The 17,347-nt window shown below is 53.0% G+C and carries 17 protein-coding genes and 2 tRNA genes; 6 read left to right on the top strand and 13 right to left on the bottom strand.

Going from position 1 to position 17,347, the window contains the following annotated elements; translation table 11 throughout:
- Positions 1 to 87: 87 nt before the first annotated feature.
- Genes pnuC through C2U43_RS00205 form a run of 3 tightly spaced genes read right to left on the bottom strand, consistent with a single transcriptional unit; the run spans position 88 to position 2,295 of the window.
- Positions 88 to 816 (bottom strand): nicotinamide riboside transporter PnuC, encoded by a 729-nt coding sequence (pnuC, locus tag C2U43_RS00195; RefSeq protein WP_060683009.1) that lies wholly within the window; start codon positions 814 to 816, stop codon positions 88 to 90.
- Positions 816 to 1,565 carry a nucleoside phosphorylase gene (locus tag C2U43_RS00200; protein ID WP_182315587.1) on the bottom strand — a complete coding sequence of 250 codons (750 nt, stop codon included), beginning with the start codon at positions 1,563 to 1,565 and terminating at the stop codon, positions 816 to 818. Before C2U43_RS00200 ends, pnuC begins: the two co-directional genes overlap by 1 nt.
- A 25-nt stretch (positions 1,566 to 1,590) precedes the next feature.
- Entirely contained in the window at positions 1,591 to 2,295 is a 705-nt protein-coding gene (locus tag C2U43_RS00205; RefSeq protein ID WP_103285957.1) for a Crp/Fnr family transcriptional regulator, read from the bottom strand.
- 193 nt (positions 2,296 to 2,488) lie between these two features.
- On the opposite strand from C2U43_RS00205, the gene ppiC (C2U43_RS00210) reads away from it, so the two are divergent.
- Both ppiC (C2U43_RS00210) and ppiC (C2U43_RS00215) read left to right on the top strand, forming a co-directional pair.
- Positions 2,489 to 2,770: a peptidylprolyl isomerase PpiC gene (ppiC, locus tag C2U43_RS00210; protein WP_038634595.1), complete on the top strand. Its 282-nt coding sequence runs from the start codon at positions 2,489 to 2,491 to the stop codon at positions 2,768 to 2,770.
- Positions 2,771 to 2,819: 49 nt separating this feature from the next.
- The gene (ppiC, locus tag C2U43_RS00215) at positions 2,820 to 3,101 is read left to right on the top strand and encodes a peptidylprolyl isomerase PpiC (protein ID WP_003017999.1); all 282 of its coding nucleotides are present in this window, start codon (positions 2,820 to 2,822) and stop codon (positions 3,099 to 3,101) included.
- 100 nt (positions 3,102 to 3,201) lie between these two features.
- Here ppiC (C2U43_RS00215) and ilvC read toward each other — a convergent pair whose 3' ends face one another.
- Entirely contained in the window at positions 3,202 to 4,677 is a 1,476-nt protein-coding gene (gene ilvC / locus C2U43_RS00220; RefSeq protein WP_003829020.1) for a ketol-acid reductoisomerase, read from the bottom strand.
- 164 nt (positions 4,678 to 4,841) lie between these two features.
- Here ilvC and ilvY point away from each other — a divergent pair, with 164 nt between their 5' ends.
- Positions 4,842 to 5,744: an HTH-type transcriptional activator IlvY gene (ilvY, locus tag C2U43_RS00225; protein ID WP_003829023.1), complete on the top strand. Its 903-nt coding sequence runs from the start codon at positions 4,842 to 4,844 to the stop codon at positions 5,742 to 5,744.
- 172 nt (positions 5,745 to 5,916) lie between these two features.
- The gene (gene fabV, locus C2U43_RS00230) at positions 5,917 to 7,110 is read left to right on the top strand and encodes an enoyl-ACP reductase FabV (protein WP_008787067.1); all 1,194 of its coding nucleotides are present in this window, start codon (positions 5,917 to 5,919) and stop codon (positions 7,108 to 7,110) included.
- Positions 7,111 to 7,173: 63 nt separating this feature from the next.
- On the opposite strand, the gene ilvA is transcribed toward fabV, so the two are convergent.
- The 6 genes from ilvA to ilvL all read right to left on the bottom strand — a co-directional run bounded on the left by ilvA (position 7,174) and on the right by ilvL (position 13,824).
- Positions 7,174 to 8,718, bottom strand: coding sequence for a threonine ammonia-lyase, biosynthetic (gene ilvA, locus C2U43_RS00235; RefSeq protein ID WP_003018007.1), 1,545 nt, complete (start codon positions 8,716 to 8,718; stop codon positions 7,174 to 7,176).
- Between the two features lie 5 nt (positions 8,719 to 8,723).
- Complete coding sequence (gene ilvD / locus C2U43_RS00240; RefSeq protein ID WP_103284534.1) at positions 8,724 to 10,574, bottom strand: dihydroxy-acid dehydratase; 1,851 nt, start codon at positions 10,572 to 10,574, stop codon at positions 8,724 to 8,726.
- Positions 10,575 to 10,732: 158 nt separating this feature from the next.
- Complete coding sequence (locus C2U43_RS00245) at positions 10,733 to 11,662, bottom strand: branched-chain amino acid transaminase (protein ID WP_003829030.1); 930 nt, start codon at positions 11,660 to 11,662, stop codon at positions 10,733 to 10,735.
- Between the two features lie 17 nt (positions 11,663 to 11,679).
- Positions 11,680 to 11,943, bottom strand: a complete 264-nt coding sequence (ilvM, locus tag C2U43_RS00250) for an acetolactate synthase 2 small subunit (RefSeq protein ID WP_003018017.1) — start codon at positions 11,941 to 11,943, stop codon at positions 11,680 to 11,682.
- A complete protein-coding gene (gene ilvG / locus C2U43_RS00255; RefSeq protein ID WP_103284535.1) occupies positions 11,940 to 13,586 on the bottom strand; it encodes an acetolactate synthase 2 catalytic subunit in 1,647 nt (548 codons plus the stop codon). Before ilvG ends, ilvM begins: the two co-directional genes overlap by 4 nt.
- Before the next feature lie 139 nt (positions 13,587 to 13,725).
- Positions 13,726 to 13,824 carry an ilv operon leader peptide gene (ilvL, locus tag C2U43_RS00260; RefSeq protein ID WP_001311244.1) on the bottom strand — a complete coding sequence of 33 codons (99 nt, stop codon included), beginning with the start codon at positions 13,822 to 13,824 and terminating at the stop codon, positions 13,726 to 13,728.
- A gap of 352 nt (positions 13,825 to 14,176) precedes the next feature.
- Here ilvL and C2U43_RS00265 point away from each other — a divergent pair, with 352 nt between their 5' ends.
- A complete protein-coding gene (locus C2U43_RS00265) occupies positions 14,177 to 15,697 on the top strand; it encodes a YifB family Mg chelatase-like AAA ATPase (protein ID WP_020996103.1) in 1,521 nt (506 codons plus the stop codon).
- A gap of 24 nt (positions 15,698 to 15,721) precedes the next feature.
- On the opposite strand, the gene maoP is transcribed toward C2U43_RS00265, so the two are convergent.
- On the bottom strand, positions 15,722 to 16,060 hold the full coding sequence (maoP, locus tag C2U43_RS00270) for a macrodomain Ori organization protein MaoP (protein ID WP_003018025.1): 339 nt from the start codon (positions 16,058 to 16,060) through the stop codon (positions 15,722 to 15,724).
- 106 nt (positions 16,061 to 16,166) lie between these two features.
- Here maoP and hdfR point away from each other — a divergent pair, with 106 nt between their 5' ends.
- The gene (gene hdfR / locus C2U43_RS00275) at positions 16,167 to 17,012 is read left to right on the top strand and encodes an HTH-type transcriptional regulator HdfR (protein WP_008787063.1); all 846 of its coding nucleotides are present in this window, start codon (positions 16,167 to 16,169) and stop codon (positions 17,010 to 17,012) included.
- A 99-nt stretch (positions 17,013 to 17,111) separates the two neighbouring features.
- Here the strand turns inward: hdfR and C2U43_RS00280 are convergent.
- Positions 17,112 to 17,187: transfer RNA gene (locus tag C2U43_RS00280), tRNA-Trp, on the bottom strand.
- Positions 17,188 to 17,239: 52 nt separating this feature from the next.
- A tRNA-Asp gene (locus tag C2U43_RS00285) sits at positions 17,240 to 17,316 on the bottom strand.
- Positions 17,317 to 17,347 lie beyond the last annotated feature (31 nt).

Raw genomic sequence — 17,347 nt, forward strand, 5'->3', positions numbered from 1 at the left:
GTAAACACGGGGGAGGTGGATTGTAGCAGAAAGAGGGAGAAAAAGAGTAACTGGCTACCCCTGTGAGTAGCCAGAAAATCGGGTCAATCAGGAAGCTGTCGCGGCTAGTGGTGTATAGCCGTTGCGCTGCGCGCTCTTGATCCAGCTGTAGGATCCCATCACCGCGATTGCCGTCAGCAGGACATATTCGAGCGACATGGCGTAAACGCCCTGCACCGCGTAAATAACCACGCTAATCACGTCGATGAGCACCCACAGCAGCCAGTTTTCGACATATTTACGCGTCATCAGAATCATGGCCGCAATCGACAACACCAGCATGGTGGAATCCCAGAACGGGAAGGCATCGGGCTGAAGGTCAGGCATCGCGACCGGTATACCTATCATTTGTAGCAGTGCAATCATAATGCGGGTAAGCGCTGCAAACACCGGATCGATAAACAGCGTCATCAAAACTATCGCCACCGCGCAAACGCCGCCCAGCACCAGGGTTTGCTGACGGGAAAGCCAACGTACCTTGAGCGCAGCTTCCTGCGCCTCGTTTTGTCGGCTCCACGCATACCAACCGTAAATGTTAGCGGCGAAGAAAAACACCTGTAGCAACAAGCTGGCATAGAGCTGAATCTGGAAAAAGATTGCCGCAAACAGCGTGACGTTAATCAGGCCAAACAGGTAATTGATGATTTTTTCCCGGCTGGCACACCAGATACATAACAGACCAAATACGGTACCAATGGCTTCAATCCAAGATAGTGCATAGCCGCCTTCGCCGAGAGGAATGTTGACCATTACATTGTTAATGCTAAAAAAGTCCATCACTGACCTCCTTGCTGACTATCGGAATGAATGGCGCGTAGCGCCAGGGTAATTTGCCGTTCTTCGCCCTGTTGGCACAACGTTTCCTGCTGGACATAATCATTGATACTGCTATCCAGACAACCGTTGTGGGCAACCACCACATTGAGTAATGACGCCGTACGTAACCCGCGCAGCGCACCGATGGTCATCAAAGCGGCACTTTCCATATCCGCACCCAGAACGCCGAGTGCCGACCACTGCGCATCCAGTTCCGCTTCCCGGTCGGTATAAAAACTATCGTGGCTGCGCACCAGGCCGCATGTGGCGGGAATATTCATCTGCCGCGCCTGCGCCATCAGTTCCCAGGTTAACTGCGGGTCGGCGCAGGCCGGATAGCCCGCAGGCGCATAGGTACGGCTGGTCCCGTCATCCGTTACCGCGGCATGGGCGATAATCACGTCACCAAGCGCAAGATTATCCTGCAATGCCCCGCAGCTACCGATACGAATCAGGGTCTTTACACCGATTTGAAGCAGTTCTTCAATGGCAATAGCCGTAGACGGTCCACCGATTCCGGTAGAGAGCACTAAAATCTCGATCCCCTGATACCAACCTCGCGCGGCGCGAAACTCACGGTTTTGACCAAGCGATTCTGGGTTATCAAGAAAATTGGCGATGCGATCGACTCGCAACGGGTCTCCCGGCAGCAGCGCATAGCGTGCGCCTGTCATCTCCTTGCTTAACTGGATATGGGGTTGCAGCGACATTCTCGCGCCTCCTTCACTCTTACGGTTATCCGATATCAGCCTCCTGCTTTAACTTTTCAGGGACTAACAACACAATGCTTTCACCATCGGTATCAATAATCTGTAACGCTTTCAGATCATGTAAAATACGATTAATACTACGGGTCGTCGCCGCCAGCTCCTCGCTGAGGTTTAGCTTATCCAGCAAAATTTCATTCGTGCCATCTTGTTGATAAAGCAGCCATAACGCCTGGCACACTCGCTGATACAGCGAGTAAAGATTGTCGCTGCTGGCCTTTTTCGACAGCTGGTAATATTGCTGACTAAAGAAGCGCAGCATCCGCTGGTTAAAATGGTTATCTAACGCCAGCCAGCGGCTGAAGTATTCCTGCGATAAGCTCAGAAGCTGCACATGTCCTACCGCCACTACCGAACAGATGTAATGGCGCGACTCAAAAATCTCGAGTTCGCCCAGCATATCGCCTTTCCGGTAGCGGGCTTGACGATAACGACGTCCATCTTCAGCCTCATAGAAAACATCGACTTCACCGGCAATAATCAGCGAAAAACGCTGACATATTTCCCCCTGCCGACAGATAAAGGCACCGCGTTGGATCTCTTCAAAACGCCAGCGCTGCATGATGTCCAGAGGGCAATATTTCAATAATTCATAGAGCTGTGGATCGCGAACAATATCACCCAGCCCGGTAAGCCATCCGACTGAAAATTCAGTTTTTTTCATTGTATCCATGATATCTCGCTCCATGGCTGTAGGGACAGGACGGAGGTCCCCGGCAAAAGGGAATGCGGCAGAGAAAATGTCGCTCATCTCCCGTTTCCATACATCAGGCGAGACATCTGTCCCGCGATGGCGAAGAGTATATGTCCACGACTAAGACGGGTGATAAAGTAATGGGACATCTTTGAGACATGAGAACAAAATAATGGCTAAGAGCGCGGCAGCCCTACATATCCTGGTAAAAGAAGAGAAATTAGCTCTGGAGATCCTGAGCAAGCTGGATCGCGGTATTAGCTTCGATCATTTGGCAAAACGCTATTCTCGCTGCCCCTCTGGGCGCAACGGAGGCGATCTGGGCGAGTTCAAACAGGGGATGATGGTGGGACCATTTGATGCCGCTGTGTTTAGCTGCCCACTGCTTAAACCTTACGGGCCTGTAAAAACCAAATTTGGCTACCACATCATCAAAGTGCTGTATCGACGGTAAGCCATGCTAAAATCGCGAGCCTTACAGACCCCCTTTTGAAGGCACGATCATGGCAAAAACAGCAGCAGCAGTGCATATCCTTGTTAAAGAAGAGAAACTGGCACTGGATCTTCTGGAACAGATTAAAAACGGCGCCGACTTCGGCAAACTGGCGAAGAAACACTCCATCTGCCCATCAGGCAAACGCGGCGGTGATTTAGGCGAATTCCGTCAGGGCCAGATGGTTCCGGCGTTCGACAAAGTGGTCTTTTCCTGCCCAGTGCTGGAGCCAACCGGCCCGCTGCACACTCAGTTCGGTTACCACATCATTAAAGTGCTGTACCGTAACTAATAGAAAGCCCGGTGTTTAAACACCGGGCTTTTTTTGCCGGATAGCGCTTCGCTTATCCGGCCTACGAAGCGCTGTTGATATGCCATTCCTCTATGAGGAATTAGCCTGCGACCGCAATGCGCTTCATATCGGTCATGTAGCCACGCAGTTTCTGGCCCACTTTCTCGATAGCATGGCCGCGAATCGCATCGTTCACGTCACGCAGCTGCGCGTTGTCTACCGCGCCTTCAGCAATCGCTTTGCCCAGGTCGCCGGTCTGCAGGGTGGTCATGAACTCTTTCAGCAGCGGTACGCAAGCGTAAGAGAACAGGTAGTTGCCGTATTCTGCGGTATCAGAGATAACCACGTTCATTTCGTACAGACGCTTACGGGCAATAGTGTTGGCGATCAGCGGCAGTTCGTGCAGTGATTCGTAGTAAGCAGATTCTTCGATGATGCCGGAATCCACCATGGTTTCGAACGCCAGCTCAACGCCCGCTTTCACCATCGCAATCATCAGAACGCCTTTATCAAAGTATTCCTGCTCGCCGATTTTACCGTCGAACTGGGCAGCGGTTTCGAACGCGGTTTTGCCGGTCTCTTCACGCCAGGTCAGCAGTTTCTTATCGTCGTTGGCCCAGTCAGCCATCATGCCGGAAGAGAATTCACCGGAGATGATGTCATCCATGTGTTTCTGGAACAGCGGCGCCATGATCTCTTTCAGCTGTTCGGACAGCGCGTAAGCACGCAGTTTCGCCGGGTTAGAAAGACGGTCCATCATCAGAGTGATGCCGCCCTGCTTCAGCGCTTCGGTGATGGTTTCCCAGCCGAACTGAATCAGTTTTTCAGCATATGCCGGGTCAGTACCCTCTTCCACCAGCTTATCGAAGCACAGCAGAGAACCGGCCTGCAGCATACCGCACAGGATAGTCTGCTCACCCATCAGGTCAGATTTCACTTCCGCAACGAAGGAGGACTCCAGTACGCCAGCACGGTGACCGCCGGTGGCCGCAGCCCAGGCTTTAGCAATCGCCATGCCTTCGCCTTTCGGATCATTTTCCGGGTGAACGGCGATCAGCGTAGGTACGCCGAAACCACGTTTGTACTCTTCACGAACTTCAGTACCCGGGCATTTCGGTGCCACCATCACAACGGTGATGTCTTTACGGATCTGCTCGCCCACTTCCACGATGTTGAAGCCGTGGGAGTAACCCAGCGCCGCGCCGTCTTTCATCAGCGGCTGTACAGAACGCACAACGTCGGAGTGCTGCTTGTCCGGCGTCAGGTTAACCACCAGATCAGCCTGCGGGATCAGCTCTTCGTAGGTACCCACTTTGAAGCCGTTTTCGGTCGCTTTACGCCAGGAAGCACGCTTCTCAGCAATGGCTTCTTTACGCAGTGCGTAGGAGATATCCAGACCGGAGTCACGCATGTTCAGGCCCTGGTTCAGACCCTGGGCGCCACAGCCGACGATGACCACTTTTTTACCCTGAAGGTAGCTCGCACCATCGGCGAATTCGTCGCGACCCATAAAGCGACATTTACCCAGCTGTGCCAGCTGCTGGCGCAGGTTCAGTGTATTAAAGTAGTTAGCCATGATGGTGTACTCCGTGATGTTGTGTTGTGGTGCTTATTATTCGGTTCGCAGATTTGTATTTGCGAGATTGAATCCACATTACAACAGGAAATTTATTGCGGAAATTGATATATTCACAACGTCACATTGCAATTTATGCAACGTAGAAAATCGGAGGCTCGTCTGTGGATTTACGCGATCTGAAAATGTTCCTGCATTTGGCTGAAAGTCGTCACTTTGGCCGCAGCGCGCGGGCAATGCACGTCAGCCCATCCACGCTTTCCCGGCAGATTCAGCGCCTCGAAGAAGACCTCGGCCAGCCGCTGTTTGTGCGCGATAACCGCACGGTTACACTGACCGAAGCCGGTGAAGAGCTGCGCGTGTTTGCCCAACAGACGCTGTTGCAGTACCAGCAGTTACGCCACACTCTCGATCAACAAGGGCCGTCGCTGTCGGGCGAACTGCATATCTTCTGTTCGGTAACTGCCGCCTACAGCCATCTGCCGCCAATCCTTGACCGTTTCCGCGCCGAGCATCCGTCAGTGGAAATTAAGCTCACCACCGGCGACGCCGCCGATGCGATGGATAAAGTGGTCACTGGTGAAGCCGATCTGGCAATTGCCGGTAAGCCCGAAACGCTGCCTGGCGCGGTGGCGTTCTCGATGCTGGAGAATCTGACGGTTGTGTTGATCGCTCCGGCGCTGCCCTGCCCGGTGCGAAATCAGGTATCGGTCGATAAGCCGGACTGGTCGACGGTGCCGTTTATCATGGCCGATCAGGGTCCGGTACGCCGCCGTATCGAGCTGTGGTTCCGCCGTCACAAAATCAGCAACCCATCAATTTACGCCACGGTGGGTGGCCACGAAGCGATGGTCTCAATGGTAGCGCTGGGCTGCGGTGTGGCGCTGCTGCCGGAAGTGGTGCTAGAAAACAGCCCGGAGCCGGTACGTAATCGCGTGATGATTTTAGAGCGCAGTGACGAAAAAACACCGTTCGAGCTTGGCGTCTGCGCGCCGAAAAAGCGACTGCATGAACCGCTGATCGACGCGTTTTGGAAGATTGTTCTGGAACGTAAATCCGCAGAGTAGCGCCAGCGTCAGGTCTAAAATCAGTGGTAGATTCAGTATTGGCGCTCCTTTTCTGTATAATGTCGTGATCCATTGTAGTGGGGGGCTTGTTAACCATCGCGTTAAGCAGGCCAGAACAGACGGTGTCATTGCGCACTTGACAGCGAAAATACAAACTTAATTAGCCATCATTATGATAATCAAACCAAAAATTCGTGGATTCATCTGTACAACGACCCATCCGACTGGCTGCAAAGTCAACGTGGAAAAGCAGATCGAGTATGTTAAGCAGAACGGGAAAATCGAGAACGGCCCGTCTCGCGTGCTGGTGATCGGTGCTTCCACCGGTTACGGTCTGGCTTCCAGAATTTCCGCCGCCTTTGGCAGCGGTGCCGCCACTATCGGCGTATTTTTCGAAAAACCGGGCACGGATACCAAACCAGGTTCCGCAGGCTGGTATAACTCTGCAGCTTTCGACGAAGCGGCCAAGCGTGAAGGTCTGTACTCCAAAAGCATCAACGGCGATGCGTTCTCTGACGAATGCCGTGATGAAGTAATCAAACTGATCAAAGAAGACCTGGGTCAGATTGACCTGGTGGTTTACTCACTGGCTTCCCCAGTGCGTAAAATGCCGAAAACCGGTGAAATCGTCCGTTCAGCGCTGAAGCCAATCGGTGAGGTTTACACCTCTAAAGCGATCGATACCAACAAAGATCAGATCATCACCGCCAGCATTGAGCCGGCAACCGAAGAAGAAGTTCAGAACACCGTCACCGTCATGGGCGGCGAAGACTGGGAACTGTGGATGGGCGCGCTGAGCGAAGCGGGCGTGCTGGCTGATGGCGTGAAAACCGTAGCCTACTCCTACATCGGTACCGACCTGACCTGGCCAATCTACTGGCACGGCGCGCTGGGCAAAGCGAAAGAAGACCTCGATCGCGCGGCGGGTGAGCTGCGTAACCAGCTGGCACCGCTGAACGGTTCCGCTAACGTTGCCGTACTGAAGTCCGTCATCACCCAGGCATCTTCTGCGATTCCGGTAATGCCGCTGTACATCTCCATGGTCTTCAAGCTGATGAAAGCGCAGGGGATTCACGAAGGTTGTATTGAGCAGATCAACCGTCTGATGACCACCAGCCTGTACGGCGATAAAGTGGCGCTTGATGACAACCAGCGTATCCGTATGGATGACTGGGAACTGCGTGACGACATTCAGCAGGCATGTCGCGATCTGTGGCCGCTGATCACTACCGAAAACCTGGCGCAAGAAACTGACTATGCAGGATACAAGCAGGAATTCCTGAACCTGTTCGGTTTTGCCCTCGACGGTGTGGATTACGATGCTGACGTGAATACCGAAGTCGAATTCGACGTTATCACGCTGTAATCTGCTGATACAGTAGCAAAAAGGGTTCATGTTTTTACATGAACCCTTTTTTAATGGCTGTCGTTAACCCGCCAGGAAGAACCTGAACGCCGGGTTATGTGTTTCATCATGACAGTCATAACCCAGTTCATTCAGCCGCGTTTCGAAATCAGGCTCGTGTTCACCCAACTCAAACGCCGCCAGCACACGACCATAATCAGTGCCGTGACTGCGATAGTGGAACAATGAAATATTCCAGTGCGTCCCCAGGGTATGCAGGAATTTGAGCAACGCCCCCGGCGACTCCGGAAATTCGAAGCTATAAAGACGTTCCTGTAAGGGTTTCGACGGACGTCCACCGACCATATAGCGCACGTGTAGCTTCGCCATCTCGTCATCAGACAGATCCACCACGCTATAGCCGCCCTCATTGAGCAGTTGCAGGATTTCCTTACGCTCTTCCAGCCCACGGCTCAGACGTACGCCGACAAAAATGCAGGCGTCTTTCGCATCAGCAAAGCGGTAGTTAAACTCGGTCACAGAGCGCCCGCCCAGCAGTTGGCAAAACTTCAGGAAGCTGCCCTTTTCTTCCGGGATGGTCACGGCCAGCAAGGCTTCGCGCTGTTCCCCCAGCTCGCAACGTTCGGAAACGTAGCGCAGGCCGTGGAAGTTAACGTTAGCGCCGGAAAGAACATGCGCCAGACGCTCACCGCGAATATTATGCTGGGCGATGTATTTTTTCATCCCCGCCAGCGCCAGCGCCCCGGAAGGCTCCGCCACCGCACGTACATCCTCGAACAGGTCTTTCATTGCCGCGCAAATAGCATCACTATCCACGGTAATAATATCGTCGAGGTATTCCTGGCACAGACGGAAGGTTTCATCGCCAATACGTTTGACCGCCACGCCTTCGGCAAAGAGACCCACTCGCGGCAGATCCACCGGATGACCGGCATCCAGCGCCGCTTTCAGACAGGCCGAATCTTCGGCTTCCACGGCAATCACTTTGATTTGCGGCATCAGCTGTTTAATTAGCACCGCAACACCTGCCGCCAGACCGCCGCCGCCAACTGGCACAAAGACGCGATCGAGATGCGCATCCTGCTGGAGCAGCTCCAGCGCCAGCGTGCCCTGCCCGGCAATCACCATCGGATGATCGAACGGCGGTACCCAGGTAAAACCCTGCTGCTGCGACAATTCAATCGCTTTGGCTTTGGCTTCATCAAAGTTCGCGCCGTGCAGCAGCACTTCTCCGCCGAAGCCGCGAACGGCGTCGACTTTGATATCGGCGGTAGCCGTTGGCATGACAATCAGCGCCTTCACGCCTAATCGCGCAGAAGAGAAAGCGACGCCCTGAGCATGATTACCAGCCGATGCGGTAATGACGCCATGCGCTTTTTGCTCTTCGGTCAAGCCCGCCATCATGGCATAGGCACCGCGTAGCTTGAAGCTGTGAACAGGTTGACGGTCTTCGCGCTTCACCAGAATGACATTGTCGAGGCGCGAAGAGAGTTTTTCCATTTTCTGTAGCGGCGTTACCTGTGCCGCTTCGTATACCGGCGCACGCAGTACCGCTCTGAGATACTCGGCACCCTCAGGAGCGCCGGATAGAGGTTGTGAATCCGCCATGGTCATTATCCCCCGAGCTTCGACTTATCGCGCACCGCACCTTTGTCGGCACTGGTTGCCAGGCTGGCGTAGGCGCGCAGTGCAAAGGAGACCTGACGCTGACGATCTTTTGGCGTCCAGGCTTTGTCACCGCGAGCTTCCTGCGCTTCACGGCGCGCAGCGATTTCCGCATCACTCAGTTGAAGTTGAATACCACGATTCGGGATATCGATGGCAATCATGTCACCATCTTCGATAATCGCGATATTACCGCCGCTGGCCGCTTCCGGAGAAACGTGACCAATGGAAAGCCCCGAAGTACCGCCGGAGAAACGACCGTCGGTAATCAGCGCGCAAGCCTTACCGAGGCCCATCGATTTCAGGAAGGTGGTTGGGTAGAGCATTTCCTGCATGCCTGGCCCGCCTTTCGGCCCTTCGTAGCGAATGACAACCACGTCGCCAGCCACCACTTTACCGCCGAGGATGGCTTCAACTGCATCGTCCTGGCTTTCATACACTTTTGCCGGGCCGGTGAATTTCAGGATGCTGTCATCCACGCCTGCGGTTTTTACAATACAGCCGTTTTCCGCGAAGTTGCCGTACAGAACTGCCAGACCGCCGTCTTTGCTGTAAGCATGTTCCAGCGAGCGGATGCAGCCTTCAGCGCGGTCGTCATCCAGCGTATCCCAACGGCAATCCTGTGAGAATGCCTGGGTTGTACGAATGCCGGCCGGGCCAGCACGGAACATTTTTTTCACCGCGTCGTCTTTGGTCAACATCACGTCATAACGATCGAGCGTTTGCGGCAGAGTCAGACCCAGCACGTTTTTCACGTCGCGGTTCAGCAGTTCGGCACGATCCAGTTCGCCTAAAATACCCAATACACCGCCTGCGCGGTGCACGTCTTCCATATGGTATTTCTGCGTGCTCGGCGCCACTTTACACAGCTGCGGGACTTTGCGGGACAGCTTGTCGATATCACTCATGGTGAAGTCGATTTCCGCTTCCTGCGCGGCCGCCAGCAGGTGCAGAACGGTATTGGTGGAGCCGCCCATGGCGATATCCAGCGTCATGGCGTTCTCAAATGCCGCTTTGCTGGCAATGTTGCGCGGCAGCGCGGAAGCATCGTCCTGCTCGTAATAGCGTTTGGTCAGCTCGACGATGCGCTTACCTGCGTTGAGGAACAGTTCTTTACGGTCGGCGTGAGTCGCCAGCAGTGAACCGTTACCCGGCTGCGACAGGCCCAGCGCTTCAGTCAGGCAGTTCATCGAGTTAGCGGTGAACATACCGGAACAGGAGCCGCAGGTCGGACAGGCGGAACGTTCAACCTGCTCGCTTTGTGAGTCGGAAACTTTCGGGTCAGCACCCTGAATCATCGCATCAACCAGGTCGAGCTTGATGATTTGGTCAGAGAGCTTGGTTTTCCCGGCTTCCATCGGACCGCCGGAAACAAAGATCACCGGAATATTCAGGCGCAAAGAGGCCATTAACATCCCGGGGGTGATTTTGTCGCAGTTGGAGATGCAGACCATCGCATCGGCGCAGTGGGCGTTAACCATGTACTCAACGGAGTCAGCGATCAGCTCACGCGACGGCAGTGAATACAGCATGCCGCCATGACCCATGGCGATACCATCATCCACAGCAATGGTGTTGAACTCTTTCGCCACGCCGCCTGAGGCTTCGATTTGTTCGGCAACCAGCTTACCGAGATCGCGCAGGTGGACGTGACCCGGCACAAACTGGGTAAAGGAGTTCACCACAGCGATAATCGGTTTACCGAAGTCATCATCGGTCATCCCGGTGGCGCGCCACAATGCGCGGGCACCCGCCATATTGCGGCCGTGAGTGGTGGTGGCAGAACGATACTTAGGCATGCTTGATTAACTCCCGTCTGTCTTTCCCCTGCATACTTCACGCCGCAGGTGCGTTGGCCGCCTCGCTCACCCCAGTCACTTACTACAGTAAGCTCCTGGGACTTGCTGCGTTGCCGTCTTCCTGCAACGTGAATTATTTTGGGGAAATATTAATTTTGTTATTGGTTTACTGAATCCAACCAGCCGTATTTATCTTCCGTTTCACCGGTGAAGAGCCCAAAGAAGGCCTGCTGGATGCGTTTGGTGACCGGACCGCAGCGGCCTTCGCCCACCTGGATACCATCGACACTGCGTACTGGGGTGATTTCGGCCGCGGTACCGGACATGAACACTTCATCGGCCAGGTACAGTGATTCACGGGACAGCACCTGCTCACGCACTTCGATATCGAGATCTTTCGCCAGCTTAATGATCGCATCACGAGTGATACCCGGCAGCGCGGAAGAGGTAAACGGCGGGGTAAACAGAATGCCGTCTTTTACTTCAAACAGGTTTTCGCCCGCACCTTCGGAGATGTAACCATTCACATCCAGCGCAATGCCTTCCTGATAGCCATGACGACGCGCTTCGCTACCCACCAGCAGCGAAGACAGATAGTTACCGCCCGCTTTAGCAGCAGTAGGGATGGTGTTCGGCGCAACGCGGTTCCAGGAAGAAACCATCGCGTCGATCCCCTGCTCCAGCGCTTCTGCACCAAGGTAAGCACCCCACGGGAACGCGGCGATGATCACATCAGTGGTGTATCCCGCTGGCGGGTTAACGCCCATCCCCACGTCGCCAACAAACACCAGCGGACGGATATAGGCGCTGGTCAGATTGTTTTTACGAATCACCTCGCGGCAAGCTTCCATCAGCTCATCAACGCTCTGAGAAACCGGAAAACGATAGATCTTGGCTGAATCACGCAGACGCTGCATATGTTCGCGATGACGGAACACCACCGGCCCTTTGTGAGAATCGTAGCAACGGATGCCTTCGAATACTGAAGTACCGTAGTGCAGCGCGTGGGACATCACGTGAACCTTCGCGTCTTCCCAACGAATCATCTCGCCATTAGACCAAATGTAATCAGCTTTTTTCGTCGTCATTTTTCTTCCTTTTGCGCTCAGGCGCGGATTTGTTGTGATGTGGTTGTGCTCTGGCAGATAGCAACATGTGCAACGTCTACCAGTTTACTTAACTGACTAAACAGTAAGTCGACCGACCGGGGGCTGGCAACGGTCAATTCGATATTTATATTTTGCGCATCGCTGGCGGCTTCCATATTCATGGAGCACACCTGAAAACCGCGATGGCGTACCACGCGTAAAACACGTTCTAACGTTTCCGGATTGAAACGAGCCTCAACGGCGACCTGATGTTGCATCATGATAATTTCTCCAGCATTTCTGAGTTACTGGCACCTGGCGGTACCAGAGGCCAGACATTCTCAAGTTCGTCGATTGAGACATGAAGCAGGTATGGCCCCTCGCTGTTCAGCATGGTGTCGAGTGCCGCTTCAACCTGGTCTTTACGGGTGATGTGTTGACCTGGTATGCCGAAGGCGCTGGCCAACATGAGGAAATCGGGGTTATCGGTAAGGGTGGTTTCGCTATAACGTTCCTGGAAAAACAGCTGCTGCCATTGTCGCACCATGCCCAACCGCTGGTTGTCGAGTAAAACTATTTTCAGCGGCAACTGCTTGCGTTTTACGGTGCCCAGCTCCTGTACATTCATCATGAAGGAGCCGTCACCGGAGATACAGATTACCGTATCGTTCGGGCGAGCAACCTGCGCGCCAACAGCTGCTGGCAGGCCAAAGCCCATCGTACCCAGGCCGCTCGAGGTGATGAAATTTTCCGGGCGGGTGTAGGTCATATGCTGCGCCGACCACATCTGATGCTGACCAACATCCGTTGTCACTACGCTGTCTGCGGGTTTGCGATCGGACAACTGCTTCAACAACAGTGGCGCGTAGATAGCCTCACCGGGATGATCATAGCGCCAGGTATGCTCTGTGCGCAGTTCAGCGCTATGCTGACGCCATGCGTCAATCTTCAGAGATTGCTGCAATGCCGGCAGCAGAGAATTTAAATCACCCTGCAGGGCGACGTGCGCCTGGCGCAGCTTGTTCATTTCCGCCGGGTCAATATCCATGTGGATCACGCTGGCGTTCGGCGCGAAGGTATTCAGCTTGCCGGTCACCCGGTCATCAAAACGCGCACCCACTGCAATCAGTAAATCACATTCTTGCACCGCGAAATTTGCCGCTTTAGTGCCATGCATTCCCAACATACCCAAATAGTATGGGTAGTCAGCTTCTACTGCACCCAGCCCCTTCAACGTGCAGGCGACCGGCATTTGGGTTACCGCGATAAATTCACGCAGGGCCGGGACCGCCTGAGCCATACCAACGCCGCCACCGACGTACAGGATCGGTTTTTGCGCCTGCGCCAGCATTTTACGCGCCTGCTCAACGTCAGCGTGCGGGAAAACCTCTAGGTTTTCGACGGTCGTAAAATACGGCTCCAGCGTACCGCTGGCCAGCTGGATATCTTTCGGGATATCAACCAAAACCGGACCCGGACGACCGGAGTTCGCCACAGCGAAAGCCTCTGCCATGATGCGCGGCAGTTCTTCCAGTGACTGCACCAGGAAACTGTGTTTGGTGCAGGACAAAGACATACCCAGAACGTCCACTTCCTGAAACGCATCCGTTCCGATGAAAGGTGAGGCCACCTGACCGGTGATCGCCACCACAGGAACAGAATCTAACAGCGCATCGGCAAGTCCGGTGATCAGGTTGGTAGCGCCAGGACCTGAAGTGGCGATACACACGCCGGTTTTACCGGTCGCACGGGCATAGCCAATTGCCGCCATTGCCGCGCCCTGCTCGTGTCGGCACAACAGGTGTTCTACGCCGCCGTCATACAACGCATCGTAAACCGGCATAATTGCGCCACCAGGATAACCAAAGACGGTTTGAACCCCTTGTGCACGCAACGCATGTACCACCCACTGTGCCCCATTCATAGTTACATCCCCGCCGTAAATCTTGAGAAACAGAATTTTATGCTACCGCTCACTTTCTGCTCCTCGTGTATGTTTTTAAGGTCAAAAAAAACCCCCGGACCTTTCGGTGCGGGGGTCTTAGTTCGTTAAGGCTTGTTTTCTAAGCCTTTCCTCGTCCAAGTGCAGCCCCGCACGGTGGGATAATAATCACCACCACGCTAATCACGACCAGGCTAATCACTCGTAGAAGGGCTGTCATTTTTGTATTTTCTTGCATCTTGTTCGAAGGAATACCTAAAGAGTTACCATAGAATTTGCAAATGACACAAGATATTTTTTTATTCGTTTTTCTGACGCCGTTAACGGTTTAGATAAATATCGTTGTTTTTTATACAAAAAATCAAAAGTGAAAATATTTCACGTTTCAGGTGATTATCGGCAACCCGTTTCCTACTAAAAACGTTATTCAAAAGCGTTTGCGAGCGCTATCCCAGGCTTTATGCAAGCAGTATTGAGCTACATAAAAACACAGGAATAAGCCTCTAAAAACCGTAATTATGTGAAATCTTGCCGCGATGTATTGCGACATAATGTTTTCATCAGGAGGGCTTATGTCACTATCGATTGTTCACACACGCGCTGCGCTGGGCGTGAATGCGCCAGCCATTACCATCGAGGTACATATCAGCAATGGTTTGCCTGGTTTAACCATGGTGGGATTACCCGAAACAACGGTAAAAGAGGCTCGCGATCGAGTTCGCAGTGCGATTATTAATAGCGGTTATGAATTCCCGGCGAAGAAGATAACCATAAACCTCGCTCCGGCCGATCTCCCGAAAGAAGGGGGACGATATGATTTACCTATCGCAGTTGCGCTTCTGGCAGCGTCTGAGCAGCTTACAACCCATAACCTCGATACATATGAGCTGGTAGGCGAATTAGCGCTTACAGGCGCGTTACGCGGCGTTCCCGGTGCGATATCAAGTGCAACTGAAGCTATTCGCGCAGGCAGGAGAATTATTGTCGCAAAAGAGAATGCAGCTGAAGTGGGACTGATACACGGTGAAGGGTGCCTGATAGCCGATCATCTACAGGCCGTATGCGCATTTCTCGAAGGTAAGCATGATTTAGACAGACCATCATCGGCAGATTTTACCCCCTGCGCATTAGCAGATGATCTGAGCGATGTTATCGGCCAGGAACAGGGTAAACGCGGACTGGAACTTACCGCAGCTGGCGGTCATAACCTCTTACTCATCGGGCCGCCGGGAACGGGTAAGACCATGCTGGCCAGTCGCCTGAGAGGATTGCTTCCGCCACTGAGTAATGATGAGGCACTGGAAAGCGCCGCGATTCTAAGTCTGGTCAATTCCGACACACTACAAAAACAGTGGAAACAACGCCCTTTTCGTTCGCCGCATCACAGTGCTTCATTAACTGCCATGGTCGGTGGCGGCTCTATTCCTGCGCCAGGCGAGATATCTCTGGCGCATAACGGCATACTGTTTCTGGATGAACTTCCCGAGTTTGAGCGGCGCACGCTGGATGCACTGCGAGAGCCCATTGAGTCCGGGCAGATTCATTTATCCCGCACTCGGGCAAAAATAACTTACCCCGCGCGTTTTCAGCTTATTGCTGCCATGAATCCCAGCCCAACAGGACATTATCAGGGGAACCATAACCGCTGTACCCCAGAGCAGACACTACGCTACCTCAATCGATTATCAGGCCCATTTCTTGACCGCTTCGATCTCTCCCTCGAAATCCCCTTACCGCCGCCCGGCATACTCAGCCAGAGCCAGGTAAAAGGGGAAGATAGCGCAACGGTGAAGCAACGCGTTATAGCAGCACGAGAGCGTCAGTATCGGCGGCAGAATAAGTTAAATGCGCAACTGGACAGTCAGGATATCCATAAATACTGTCCACTGCGTAGCGACGATGCGCAGTGGCTTGAAGAAACGCTCGCGCATCTCGGATTATCCATCCGCGCCTGGTTACGCCTGATAAAGGTCGCTCGAACGATCGCGGATATAGAACAATCTGACCATATCTCTCGCCAGCACTTACAGGAAGCTGTTGGGTATCGGGCGATAGACAGATTACTCATTCATTTGCAGAAACTACTGGCATAAAAAAAGGGCTTTCGCCCTTTTTTATTAATCATCAGATTCGGTGTAGTCTTCCGCACCTTCCACCTGAGGTTTCCCGCCAGACAGCGTGTGGAAGCGTTTTGGACGCTTAATGCGCGTCATGTATTTGGACCACACACGTTCAGCTTCGGTAACCGGTTCGCGCTCACCACGGCATACCGCAACAAACAGTTTTTCTTCTTCCGTTACCGGCTCACGCTTGCCCAGATCCAGCTCGTTGAAAGCATAACCGTGACGCTCAAGCAGTTGTGCTTCTTTAATGGTGAAATCACCATGACGGGAGAATCCGCGGGGATAATATTTATTATCGAAATATCGATTAGTCGTCGTAAAGCTTTCCGCCATCCTGCACGCTCCTAATTCTTTGGCCGAGCTATTTATGGCGCGGAGTATTAGTTACGCTTGACAGAGCGTCAAACAAAAGATTTAAATCATAACGACAAATAATTTTATGGAGCGAGTTGTGGATACGGAATTGTTAAAAACTTTCCTGGAAGTTAGCCGGACACGCCACTTTGGCAGGGCTGCTGAAGCGCTCTATCTGACCCAATCAGCGGTTAGTTTTCGGATCAGACAACTGGAAAATCAATTGGGTGTAAACCTGTTCACCCGACACAGAAACAATATCCGTTTAACCGCTGCAGGTGAAAAATTATTACCTTACGCTGAAACGCTGATGAATACGTGGCAAGCAGCACGTAAGGAGGTTGCGAATACCTCGCGGCATAACGAGTTTTCTATTGGTGCCAGCGCATCCCTCTGGGAATGCATGCTTAATGGCTGGCTGGGGCGTTTGTACCAATCCCAGGAGCCACAATCCAGCCTACAATTTGAAGCGAGGATCGCGCAGCGACAGTCGTTAGTAAAACAGCTTCATGAACGACAGCTTGATCTATTGATTACTACCGAAACGCCCAAAATGGACGAATTTAGCAGCCAACTGTTGGGATATTTCACGCTGGCGCTGTATTGCAGTTCTCCTTCACAAACCAAAGATGAACTGAATTATCTGCGTCTGGAATGGGGACCTGACTTTCAGCAACACGAGGCTGGATTGATTGCGGGAGATGAAGTGCCGGTACTTACCACCAGTTCGGCAGAATTAGCCAGGCAGCAACTTTCAGTCCTCAAAGGTTTTAGCTGGCTACCGGTCAGCTGGGCTAAAGGTAAAAGCGATCTCCATACGGTTACCGACAGTACAACGCTTTCACGCCCGTTATATGCAGTTTGGCTGCAAAATAGCGATAAACATGCGCTGATTTGCGATCTGCTGAGAACGAATATTCTGGAAGATTAAGGAAAACGCTGGCAAGGATGCCGGGAGTAAAATAGAAAGAAGGAAAAACTCAAATTACAGGTAAAAAAAATCCTTAGCAATAATGCTAAGGATTGTTTCTGGCAGGGGCGGAGAGACTCGAACTCGCGACACCCGGTTTTGGAGACCGGTGCTCTACCAACTGAGCTACGCCCCTAAATCTTCTTATCATTAAGCCTGCTTAGTAGCAGGCTTAATTTTCTAATAAGTGGCGGAACGGACGGGACTCGAACCCGCGACCCCCTGCGTGACAGGCAGGTATTCTAACCAACTGAACTACCGCTCCACCGAATTTCTTTGTCACCACCCGGATTTTC

The organism is Citrobacter freundii complex sp. CFNIH9 (assembly GCF_002903305.1).
Classification (GTDB): Bacteria; Pseudomonadota; Gammaproteobacteria; order Enterobacterales; family Enterobacteriaceae; genus Citrobacter; species Citrobacter portucalensis.

What these genes read in the sequence shown, in the direction of transcription:
- pnuC (WP_060683009.1), bottom strand. Translation starts at nt 816, where the DNA reads ATGGACTTTTTTAGCATTAACAATGTAATGGTCAACATTCCTCTCGGC.
- C2U43_RS00200 (WP_182315587.1), bottom strand. Translation starts at nt 1,565, where the DNA reads ATGTCGCTGCAACCCCATATCCAGTTAAGCAAGGAGATGACAGGCGCA.
- C2U43_RS00205 (WP_103285957.1), bottom strand. Translation starts at nt 2,295, where the DNA reads ATGGATACAATGAAAAAAACTGAATTTTCAGTCGGATGGCTTACCGGG.
- ppiC (WP_038634595.1), top strand. Translation starts at nt 2,489, where the DNA reads ATGGCTAAGAGCGCGGCAGCCCTACATATCCTGGTAAAAGAAGAGAAA.
- ppiC (WP_003017999.1), top strand. Translation starts at nt 2,820, where the DNA reads ATGGCAAAAACAGCAGCAGCAGTGCATATCCTTGTTAAAGAAGAGAAA.
- ilvC (WP_003829020.1), bottom strand. Translation starts at nt 4,677, where the DNA reads ATGGCTAACTACTTTAATACACTGAACCTGCGCCAGCAGCTGGCACAG.
- fabV (WP_008787067.1), top strand. Translation starts at nt 5,917, where the DNA reads ATGATAATCAAACCAAAAATTCGTGGATTCATCTGTACAACGACCCAT.
- ilvA (WP_003018007.1), bottom strand. Translation starts at nt 8,718, where the DNA reads ATGGCGGATTCACAACCTCTATCCGGCGCTCCTGAGGGTGCCGAGTAT.
- ilvD (WP_103284534.1), bottom strand. Translation starts at nt 10,574, where the DNA reads ATGCCTAAGTATCGTTCTGCCACCACCACTCACGGCCGCAATATGGCG.
- C2U43_RS00245 (WP_003829030.1), bottom strand. Translation starts at nt 11,662, where the DNA reads ATGACGACGAAAAAAGCTGATTACATTTGGTCTAATGGCGAGATGATT.
- ilvM (WP_003018017.1), bottom strand. Translation starts at nt 11,943, where the DNA reads ATGATGCAACATCAGGTCGCCGTTGAGGCTCGTTTCAATCCGGAAACG.
- ilvG (WP_103284535.1), bottom strand. Translation starts at nt 13,586, where the DNA reads ATGAATGGGGCACAGTGGGTGGTACATGCGTTGCGTGCACAAGGGGTT.
- ilvL (WP_001311244.1), bottom strand. Translation starts at nt 13,824, where the DNA reads ATGACAGCCCTTCTACGAGTGATTAGCCTGGTCGTGATTAGCGTGGTG.
- C2U43_RS00265 (WP_020996103.1), top strand. Translation starts at nt 14,177, where the DNA reads ATGTCACTATCGATTGTTCACACACGCGCTGCGCTGGGCGTGAATGCG.
- maoP (WP_003018025.1), bottom strand. Translation starts at nt 16,060, where the DNA reads ATGGCGGAAAGCTTTACGACGACTAATCGATATTTCGATAATAAATAT.
- hdfR (WP_008787063.1), top strand. Translation starts at nt 16,167, where the DNA reads ATGGAGCGAGTTGTGGATACGGAATTGTTAAAAACTTTCCTGGAAGTT.